The organism is Paraburkholderia eburnea (assembly GCF_002917095.1).
In the GTDB taxonomy this organism is placed as follows: Bacteria; Pseudomonadota; Gammaproteobacteria; order Burkholderiales; family Burkholderiaceae; genus Paraburkholderia; species Paraburkholderia eburnea.
In genome coordinates this window covers 108,190-118,262 of the sequence record NZ_PQGA01000019.1, presented here as the reverse complement: position 1 = coordinate 118,262, position 10,073 = coordinate 108,190, and the positions used below count along the sequence as shown (strand labels likewise).

The 10,073-nt window shown below is 59.2% G+C and carries 8 protein-coding genes, 4 tRNA genes and 1 rRNA gene; all 13 read left to right on the top strand.

What is annotated here, in order from left to right:
* Positions 1-88 (top strand): 5S ribosomal RNA (gene rrf / locus B0G62_RS32750); the annotation flags it as partial.
* Between the two features lie 139 nt (positions 89-227).
* Positions 228-313, top strand: a tRNA-Tyr gene (locus tag B0G62_RS25550).
* A gap of 51 nt (positions 314-364) precedes the next feature.
* Positions 365-438: transfer RNA gene (locus tag B0G62_RS25545), tRNA-Gly, on the top strand.
* Positions 439-479: 41 nt separating this feature from the next.
* A tRNA-Thr gene (locus tag B0G62_RS25540) sits at positions 480-554 on the top strand.
* Between the two features lie 107 nt (positions 555-661).
* Entirely contained in the window at positions 662-1,852 is a 1,191-nt protein-coding gene (tuf, locus tag B0G62_RS25535; protein ID WP_017333531.1) for an elongation factor Tu, read from the top strand.
* 68 nt (positions 1,853-1,920) lie between these two features.
* A tRNA-Trp gene (locus B0G62_RS25530) sits at positions 1,921-1,996 on the top strand.
* Positions 1,997-2,034: 38 nt separating this feature from the next.
* A complete protein-coding gene (gene secE, locus B0G62_RS25525) occupies positions 2,035-2,415 on the top strand; it encodes a preprotein translocase subunit SecE (RefSeq protein ID WP_103706972.1) in 381 nt (126 codons plus the stop codon).
* Between the two features lies 1 nt (position 2,416).
* Positions 2,417-2,974 carry a transcription termination/antitermination protein NusG gene (gene nusG, locus B0G62_RS25520; RefSeq protein WP_027821101.1) on the top strand — a complete coding sequence of 186 codons (558 nt, stop codon included), beginning with the start codon at positions 2,417-2,419 and terminating at the stop codon, positions 2,972-2,974.
* Between the two features lie 181 nt (positions 2,975-3,155).
* Positions 3,156-3,587, top strand: a complete 432-nt coding sequence (rplK, locus tag B0G62_RS25515) for a 50S ribosomal protein L11 (RefSeq protein ID WP_074987833.1) — start codon at positions 3,156-3,158, stop codon at positions 3,585-3,587.
* The gene (gene rplA / locus B0G62_RS25510) at positions 3,588-4,283 is read left to right on the top strand and encodes a 50S ribosomal protein L1 (protein WP_103706971.1); all 696 of its coding nucleotides are present in this window, start codon (positions 3,588-3,590) and stop codon (positions 4,281-4,283) included.
* Between the two features lie 344 nt (positions 4,284-4,627).
* Positions 4,628-5,125 carry a 50S ribosomal protein L10 gene (gene rplJ, locus B0G62_RS25505; RefSeq protein ID WP_035534644.1) on the top strand — a complete coding sequence of 166 codons (498 nt, stop codon included), beginning with the start codon at positions 4,628-4,630 and terminating at the stop codon, positions 5,123-5,125.
* A 75-nt stretch (positions 5,126-5,200) separates the two neighbouring features.
* The gene (gene rplL / locus B0G62_RS25500; protein ID WP_103706970.1) at positions 5,201-5,572 is read left to right on the top strand and encodes a 50S ribosomal protein L7/L12; all 372 of its coding nucleotides are present in this window, start codon (positions 5,201-5,203) and stop codon (positions 5,570-5,572) included.
* A gap of 385 nt (positions 5,573-5,957) precedes the next feature.
* Positions 5,958-10,064 (top strand): DNA-directed RNA polymerase subunit beta, encoded by a 4,107-nt coding sequence (gene rpoB / locus B0G62_RS25495; RefSeq protein WP_103706969.1) that lies wholly within the window; start codon positions 5,958-5,960, stop codon positions 10,062-10,064.
* The last annotated feature ends 9 nt before the right edge of the window (positions 10,065-10,073 follow it).

The following is a 10,073-nucleotide window of genomic DNA, read 5'->3' as shown; positions in this document are numbered from 1 at the left end:
ACCCCTTCCCATCCCGAACAGGACCGTGAAACAACTCCACGCCGATGATAGTGCGGATTGCCCGTGTGAAAGTAGGTAATCGTCAGGCTCCTTATTGCGAAACCCCGGCCCTAAAAAGCCGGGGTTTTTGCTTTTCGCTCTCCCTATAAGTGAGAGCGTTGTGGTTCGACGCCGAATAAAGTGCTTGACACGGTTCGGATGTTACACCATAATCATCAGTTCTCTACGGAGGGGTGCCCGAGTGGCTAAAGGGGGCAGACTGTAAATCTGTTGGCTTACGCCTACGTTGGTTCGAATCCAACCTCCTCCACCAGAATTCAGCTGAAGTTAAGTGTCGGGAATCGGCGGTAGTCGGAAAAACTTCGCGGGTGTAGCTCAATGGTAGAGCAGAAGCCTTCCAAGCTTACGACGAGGGTTCGATTCCCTTCACCCGCTCCAGCTACAAGACGCAGTTGCAGCAAGCAAGTGCAGAAGTAAATGCCCATGTGGCTCAGTGGTAGAGCACTCCCTTGGTAAGGGAGAGGTCGGCAGTTCGATCCTGCCCATGGGCACCAGCCGGTTTTAGCGGGCCTCCAGAGGCCTCGCATCAGGCAGGCGGTGCAGCTAGTGATTGTTTGCGCGCCCCGCGCAACGTACGGAAAAATCCTCTTAGGAGTCGAAAATGGCCAAGGGTAAGTTTGAGCGGACCAAGCCGCACGTGAACGTGGGCACGATCGGTCACGTTGACCACGGCAAGACCACGCTGACGGCAGCGATCACGACGGTTCTGACCAAGAAGTTCGGCGGCGAAGCGAAGGCATACGACCAGATCGATGCAGCGCCGGAAGAAAAGGCACGCGGTATTACCATCAACACCGCACACGTCGAGTACGAAACGGCTAACCGCCACTACGCACACGTCGACTGCCCGGGCCACGCTGACTATGTGAAGAACATGATCACGGGCGCGGCACAGATGGACGGCGCGATCCTGGTTTGCTCGGCTGCTGACGGCCCGATGCCGCAAACGCGTGAGCACATCCTGCTGGCACGTCAGGTTGGCGTTCCGTACATCATCGTCTTCCTGAACAAGTGCGACATGGTCGACGACGCCGAGCTGCTCGAGCTGGTCGAAATGGAAGTGCGCGAACTTCTGTCGAAGTACGACTTCCCGGGCGACGACACGCCGATCGTGAAGGGTTCGGCTAAGCTGGCGCTGGAAGGCGACACGGGCGAGCTGGGCGAAGTGGCGATCATGAACCTGGCCGACGCACTCGACACGTACATCCCGACGCCGGAGCGTGCAGTTGACGGCGCCTTCCTGATGCCGGTTGAAGACGTGTTCTCGATCTCGGGTCGCGGCACGGTGGTGACGGGTCGCGTTGAGCGCGGCATCGTCAAGGTCGGCGAGGAAATCGAAATCGTCGGTATCAAGCCGACGGTGAAGACGACCTGCACGGGCGTGGAAATGTTCCGCAAGCTGCTCGACCAGGGTCAGGCAGGCGACAACGTCGGTATCCTGCTGCGCGGCACGAAGCGTGAAGACGTGGAGCGCGGCCAGGTTCTGGCCAAGCCGGGTTCGATCACGCCGCACACGCACTTCACGGCTGAAGTGTACGTGCTGAGCAAGGACGAAGGCGGCCGTCACACGCCGTTCTTCAACAACTACCGTCCGCAGTTCTACTTCCGTACGACGGACGTGACGGGCTCGATCGAGCTGCCGAAGGACAAGGAAATGGTCATGCCGGGCGACAACGTGTCGATCACGGTGAAGCTGATCGCTCCGATCGCGATGGAAGAAGGTCTGCGCTTCGCCATCCGCGAAGGTGGCCGTACCGTCGGCGCCGGCGTCGTCGCGAAGATCATCGAGTAAGTTTTTGCCAGTCTCGTTGATCGACTAAGTGGTTTCGGGGTGGTGTAACCACCACCCCAAAATGGTTTAGGGGTATAGCTCAACTGGCAGAGCGTCGGTCTCCAAAACCGAAGGTTGGGGGTTCGATTCCCTCTGCCCCTGCCAACTTCCCGCGCCTTCGGCGCGTTGTTCTTTAAGGTGTTATGGCGAATCCTTCCGTCGAAACTGTTAATACTTCCAGCGACAAGCTGATGCTTGTGGTGGGCGTATTGTTGGTTGTGGCCGGGTTCGTAGGGTTCTACTGGCTCGGTAGCCAGGAATGGTATGTCCGCGGGGCGGCGCTTGTAGTTGGCGTCGTCGCGGGGGTGGTAGTCGGTCTTCTTTCGGCGCCCGGCAAGAGCTTCATCGCGTTTGCCAAAGACTCGTACAAAGAAGTTCGCAAGGTCGTCTGGCCGACTCGCAAAGAGGCTACGCAAACGACGCTGGTGGTCTTCGGTTTTGTGCTGGTAATGGCCATCATTCTCTGGGTTTGTGACAAATCCATCGAATGGGTGATTTTCTCGGCGATTCTGGGTTGGAAATGATATGAGCGATACACCGGCATCCCCGAGCGGAAAACGTTGGTATGTGGTGCACGCCTACTCCGGGATGGAGAAGAGCGTGCAACGTGCGCTTCAGGAGCGCATCGATCGTGCCGGCATGCAGGACAAGTTTGGCCAGATCCTCGTTCCGACTGAAGAAGTGGTCGAGGTGAAGGGTGGTCACAAATCGGTGACCGAACGTCGTTTCTTCCCGGGCTACGTCCTGGTCGAGATGGAAATGACGGACGAAACGTGGCACCTCGTGAAGAACACGGCAAAGGTGACCGGTTTCGTCGGCGGGGCACGTAATCGCCCGAGTCCGATTTCGCCGCGCGAAGTCGAAAAGATCATGTCGCAGATGCAGGAAGGCGTTGAGAAGCCGCGCCCCAAGACCCTGTTCGAAGTCGGCGAGATGGTCCGCGTGAAGGAAGGTCCGTTCACGGACTTCAACGGCAGCGTCGAAGAAGTCAACTACGAAAAATCGCGCGTCCGGGTCTCTGTCACCATTTTTGGTCGCGCCACACCAGTCGAACTCGAATTCGGCCAGGTCGAAAAGCTGTAAATCGAATACTACGGATCGCATCTTCGGGTGCGGTCCGTTTTTCCGCGCTTACGGTCCGCGTTATGGCCGTAGAGGAGCGTCAGTAGCTCAATCGGCTGTAAAAATGTTGGTACAGCGAAGATTGTGCGAGCACGCGCTACCACTCACCTGAACGCTCACGCGTTCCAATGAGGTTTTCAACATGGCAAAGAAAATCATTGGCTTTATCAAGCTGCAGATTCCTGCAGGTAAAGCCAACCCGTCGCCGCCGGTCGGTCCGGCACTGGGCCAGCGCGGCCTGAACATCATGGAGTTCTGCAAGGCGTTCAACGCGCAGACTCAAGCGCTGGAACCGGGTCTGCCGATTCCGGTCGTCATCACGGCATTCGCGGACAAGAGCTTCACGTTCGTCCTGAAGACGCCGCCGGCTACGGTCCTGATCAAGAAGGCCGCCAAGGTCGACAAGGGCTCGGCCAAGCCGCACACGGACAAGGTTGCCACGATCACGCGCGCGCAAGCCGAAGAAATCGCCAAGACCAAGATGCCGGACCTCACGGCAGCCGATATGGATGCAGCGGTCCGCACGATCGCTGGTAGCGCCCGCTCGATGGGCATCGTCGTGGAGGGCGTGTAAATGGCTAAGGTTTCGAAGCGTCAAAAGGCACTGGCTGCCAAGATTGACCGTCAGAAGCAATACCCGATCGCTGACGCTCTGTCGCTCGTGAAGGAATGCGCTACGGCGAAGTTCAACGAGTCGATCGACGTCGCAGTCCAGCTCGGCATCGATGCGAAGAAGTCGGACCAGGTCGTTCGTGGTTCGGTCGTTCTGCCGGCAGGTACGGGCAAGTCGGTTCGCGTCGCTGTGTTCGCACAGGGCGAGAAGGCTGAACAAGCTAAGGCAGCTGGCGCGGAAATCGTCGGCATGGAAGACCTGGCTGAACAGATCAAGGGCGGCAACCTGAACTTCGACATCGTGATCGCTTCGCCGGACACGATGCGCGTCGTCGGTACGCTCGGTCAGATCCTCGGCCCGCGCGGCCTGATGCCGAACCCGAAGGTCGGCACCGTGACGCCGGACGTGGCGACCGCGGTCAAGAACGCGAAGGCTGGTCAGGTGCAATTCCGTGTCGACAAGGCTGGTATCATCCACGCGACCATCGGCCGTGCATCGTTCGAGGCTACCGCTCTGCGCAGCAACCTGGACGCGCTCCTCGAAGCGCTGACCAAGGCCAAGCCGGCAACGAGCAAGGGCGTGTACCTGCGCAAGATCGCTGTTTCGAGCACGATGGGCGTTGGCGTTCGCGTCGACCAGTCGTCGCTGGCAGCCTGATTGCTGCAATAAGCGTCGCAACAGTTTTGCCGCGTTGAGGTCTGAAACGAAGTTGGGTCGGATCACAGCGCGGATTTAAAGGGCTTTGGGCGGTTGCGCGGTGGCAAGTACCGCATCGCGCAACCGGTTGTCAAAGACCGTTGGCGGAAGTGCAGCAGTCAGGTGCTTCCTTAATGCAAAGCCAACGCAGATGGCGAACCCGAAAAGGTTTTGAAGTGTTGATGTGAGCAAAGCGGGCGGAAACGCCTGACGATGCAAACTGATTTACTCCGGACTGGTCGGTCGCCGTTGTTGAACGCGGCATCTGGCGCGATAGCGTTGGGTGTCGAATCTGGAGGTTAACCGTGCCACTGAACAAAGAAGGTAAGCAGGCCGTCGTGGCTGAAGTCTCCGCGCAAGTCGCGAAGGCTCAGACCATGGTGCTGGCCGAGTATCGTGGAATCGCGGTTGGCGATCTGACCAAGCTGCGCGCGAAAGCGCGTGAGCAGCAGGTGTACCTGCGCGTGTTGAAGAACACGCTGGCGCGTCGCGCTGTCGAAGGTACCCCGTTTGCTCCGCTGGCAGAGCAGATGACTGGCCCCCTGATCTACGGCATCTCGGAAGATGCCATTGCTGCTGCGAAGGTCGTCAACGACTTCGCAAAGAGCAATGACAAGTTGGTCATCAAGGCTGGTTCCTACGAAGGCAAGGTGATGGACGTGGCAGGCGTGCAAGCGCTGGCCAACATCCCGAGCCGCGAAGAACTGCTCTCGAAGCTGCTGTTCGTTATGCAAGCTCCTGTTTCCGGCTTCGCGCGTGCTCTCGCCGCGCTGGCGGAGAAGAAGCAAGCAGAAGCTGCCTGATTTCAGGCAGACGAACAAGCAAGAGCGAGCGAAGATCGCTAGCTGTTTCCGAATTCAAATCTGGAGTAATTTCAAATGGCAATCGCAAAAGAAGACATCCTCGAAGCCGTTGGCTCGATGTCGGTTCTCGAACTGAACGAACTGGTCAAGGCATTCGAAGAGAAGTTTGGCGTGTCGGCAGCTGCTGTGGCAGTCGCTGGCCCGGCAGGCGCAGCAGCTGCTGCTGTTGAAGAGCAGACCGAATTCACGGTCAACCTGCTCGAAGCAGGCGCGAACAAGGTTTCGGTCATTAAGGCCGTTCGTGAACTGACGGGTCTCGGCCTGAAGGAAGCGAAGGACCTGGTCGACGGCGCACCGAAGCCCGTGAAGGAAGCGGTGCCCAAGGCTGCTGCTGAAGAAGCGAAGAAGAAGCTGGAAGAAGCCGGCGCGAAGGCTGAAATCAAGTAAGTTTCAGCGCGTTGTGCGAAGGCTGGCGGTTTTTACACCGCCGGCCTTTTTGTGCTTTGTGGGTTCTGCGTTTTTTGTGTTCGATTTTTCGGCAATTTTGCCGACGTCGGAGGCGGGATGCGGGACCCAGAAGCCAAAGAAAAACGTCTTACGCCGGGTGTATGTACGAAGCTCACCCACGCGCACGACGCTTCTCTTTGTCTTCTGAAGCGACTGCAGAAGGCAAGTTTGGTCGGGCAGCGGGCAAGTTATGACAAGCCGGTATCCGCTGCCGTCAGCCAGCGGTTGGTAGAGGCCAACCACCAAGCTTCCAGGGCTCGCGCAGCCATCGGGTCTCAGTCGGTGAACACTCGGGTCGTCCTACCCGCCGTGATTCGGAGATCGTATGCAATATTCCTTCACCGAGAAGAAGCGTATTCGCAAGAGTTTCGCGAAACGCCCCATCGTTCACCAAGTTCCTTTCCTGCTGGCAACCCAGCTTGAATCATTCAGCACCTTCCTGCAAACGGAAGTGGCTTCGGCGCAGCGCAAACCGGAAGGTCTGCAGGCTGCGTTCACGTCTGTTTTTCCTATTGTTTCCCATAACGGCTTTGCTCGTCTAGAGTTCGTCAGCTACATGCTGTCGTCGCCGGCATTCAACATCAAGGAATGCCAGCAACGCGGTTTGACGTACTGCTCGGCGCTGCGTGCCAAAGTCCGTCTCGTCCTGCTCGACAAGGAATCGCCGAGTAAGCCGGTCGTGAAGGAAGTGAAGGAACAGGAAGTGTACATGGGCGAAATTCCGCTCATGACGCCTACTGGCTCGTTCGTCATCAACGGCACGGAACGTGTCATCGTCTCGCAGCTGCACCGCTCGCCTGGCGTGTTCTTCGAACACGACAAGGGCAAGACGCACAGCTCGGGCAAGCTCCTGTTCTCGGCTCGTATCATTCCTTACCGCGGTTCGTGGCTCGATTTCGAGTTCGACCCGAAGGACGTGCTGTACTTCCGCGTCGACCGTCGCCGCAAGATGCCGGTCACGATCCTGCTGAAGGCCATTGGCCTCACGCCGGAACAGATCCTCGCGAACTTCTTCGTGTTCGATAACTTCACGCTGATGCCGGAAGGCGCGCAGATGGAGTTCGTGCCGGAGCGTCTGCGTGGCGAAGTCGCGCGTTTCGACATCACCGATCGTGACGGCAAGGTCATTGTCCAGAAGGACAAGCGGATCAACGCCAAGCACATTCGCGACCTCGAAACCGCGAAGACCACCTTCATTTCGGTGCCCGAAGATTATCTGCTCGGCCGCGTTCTCGCGAAGAACGTCGTCGACGGCGACACGGGCGAAGTCATCGCCAACGCGAACGACGAAATCACCGAAGGCGTGCTCGACAAGCTGCGCGAAGCGAAGATCAAGGACATCCAGACGCTCTACACGAACGATCTGGATCAAGGTCCGTACATCTCGTCGACGCTGCGTATCGATGAAACCGCCGACAAGATGGCCGCGCGCATCGCGATCTACCGCATGATGCGTCCGGGCGAGCCGCCGACCGAAGAAGCGGTCGAGGCCCTGTTCAACCGTCTGTTTTACAGCGAAGAAGCGTACGACCTCTCGAAGGTGGGTCGTATGAAGTTCAATCGCCGCGTCGGCCGTGACGAAATCGTCGGCCCGATGACGCTGCAGGACGACGACATCCTCGCGACCATCAAGATCCTCGTCGAGCTGCGTAACGGCAAGGGCGAAGTGGACGACATCGACCACTTGGGCAATCGTCGTGTGCGTTGCGTGGGCGAACTCGCGGAAAATCAATTCCGCGCGGGTCTCGTGCGTGTCGAACGTGCAGTCAAGGAACGCCTCGGCCAGGCCGAAAGCGAAAACCTGATGCCGCACGACCTGATCAACTCGAAGCCGATTTCGTCGGCGATTCGCGAGTTCTTCGGTTCGTCGCAGTTGTCGCAGTTCATGGACCAGACCAACCCGCTGTCGGAAATTACCCACAAGCGCCGTGTATCGGCACTTGGCCCGGGTGGTCTGACGCGTGAGCGCGCTGGCTTTGAAGTCCGTGACGTGCACCCGACCCACTACGGCCGCGTGTGCCCGATTGAGACGCCGGAAGGTCCGAACATTGGTCTGATCAACTCGCTCGCTCTGTACGCGCACCTGAACGAATACGGCTTCCTCGAAACGCCGTATCGCAAGGTCGTGGACAGCAAGGTGACCGACCAGATCGACTACCTGTCGGCGATCGAAGAAGGCCGTTACGTGATCGCTCAGGCGAACGCGGCAGTGGCCGAAGACGGCACGCTGACCGACGAACTCGTGTCGTCGCGTGAAGCGGGCGAAACGCTGATGGTCACGCCGGACCGCATCCAGTACATGGACGTGGCGCCGTCGCAGATCGTTTCGGTGGCAGCCTCGCTGATTCCGTTCCTCGAGCACGATGACGCGAACCGCGCACTGATGGGTTCGAACATGCAGCGTCAGGCCGTGCCTTGCCTGCGTCCGGAAAAGCCGGTCGTCGGTACGGGTATCGAGCGCACGGTTGCGGTCGACTCGGGTACGACGGTTCAGGCGCTGCGTGGCGGCGTGGTCGACTACGTCGACGCCGGCCGTATCGTGATTCGCGTGAACGATGATGAAGCTGTCGCCGGTGAAGTCGGCGTGGACATCTACAACCTCATCAAGTACACGCGTTCGAACCAGAACACGAACATCAACCAGCGTCCGATCGTGAAGATGGGCGACAAGGTTGCGCGCGGCGACGTGCTGGCTGACGGCGCATCGACGGATCTGGGCGAGCTTGCGCTCGGCCAGAACATGCTGATCGCGTTCATGCCGTGGAACGGCTACAACTTCGAAGACTCGATCCTGATCTCGGAGAAGGTGGTGGCCGACGACCGTTACACGTCGATCCACATCGAAGAACTGAATGTCGTGGCTCGCGACACGAAGCTCGGACCGGAAGAAATCACGCGCGACATTTCGAACCTCGCGGAAGTGCAGCTTGGCCGTCTCGACGAGTCGGGCATCGTGTACATCGGCGCGGAAGTCGAAGCGGGCGACGTGCTGGTGGGCAAGGTCACGCCGAAGGGCGAAACCCAGCTCACGCCGGAAGAAAAGCTGCTGCGCGCGATTTTCGGCGAGAAGGCTTCGGACGTGAAGGATACGTCGCTGCGCGTGCCCTCGGGCATGAGCGGCACGGTCATCGACGTGCAGGTGTTCACGCGTGAAGGCATCCAGCGCGACAAGCGTGCGCAACAGATCATCGACGATGAACTGAAGCGCTATCGCCTCGACCTGAACGACCAGCTGCGCATCGTGGAAGGCGACGCGTTCCAGCGTCTCGCACGTATGCTCGACGGCAAGGTCGCGAACGGCGGTCCGAAGAAGCTCGCGAAGGGTACCAAGATCGACCAGGCTTACCTGAGCGACCTCGACCACTACCACTGGTTCGACATCCGCCTCGCGGACGAAGAAGCAGCGGCGCAGCTCGAAGCCATCAAGAACTCGATCGAAGAAAAGCGTCACCAGTTCGATCTGGCGTTCGAAGAGAAGCGCAAGAAGCTCACGCAAGGCGACGAACTGCCGCCGGGCGTGCTGAAGATGGTCAAGGTGTACCTGGCCGTGAAGCGCCGCCTGCAGCCTGGCGACAAGATGGCAGGCCGTCACGGTAACAAGGGTGTCGTGTCGAAGATCGTTCCGATCGAAGACATGCCGTACATGGCCGATGGCCGTCCGGCAGACGTCGTGCTGAACCCGCTGGGCGTGCCGTCACGGATGAACGTGGGTCAGGTTCTCGAAGTGCACCTGGGCTGGGCCGCGAAGGGTCTGGGCTGGCGTATTGGCGAGATGCTTGCGCGTCAGACGAAGATTGCAGAACTGCGTGAGTTCCTCACGAAGATCTACAACGAGTCGGGCCACAAGGAAGACCTCGACAGCTTCAGCGACGAAGACATCTTCGAACTCGCGCGCAACCTGCGTGAAGGCGTGCCGTTCGCGACGCCGGTGTTCGACGGTGCGACCGAAGAGGAAATGGGCAAGATGCTCGATCTGGCGTTCCCGGACGACATCGCTCACAACCTCGGCATGACGCCGTCGAAGAACCAGGTTCGTCTGTACGACGGCCGCACGGGCGAGATGTTCGAGCGCACGGTGACCGTGGGCTACATGCACTACCTGAAGCTGCACCACCTGGTCGACGACAAGATGCACGCGCGTTCGACGGGTCCGTACTCGCTCGTCACGCAGCAGCCGCTGGGTGGTAAGGCGCAGTTCGGTGGCCAGCGCTTCGGTGAAATGGAAGTGTGGGCGCTCGAAGCGTATGGCGCTTCGTACGTGCTGCAGGAAATGTTGACGGTGAAGTCCGATGACGTGACGGGCCGGACGAAGGTGTATGAGAACCTCGTCAAGGGCGACCACGTGATCGATGCGGGCATGCCGGAATCCTTCAACGTGCTGGTGAAGGAAATCCGCTCGCTCGGTATCGACATCGACCTCGACCGCAACTAATCGGACTAC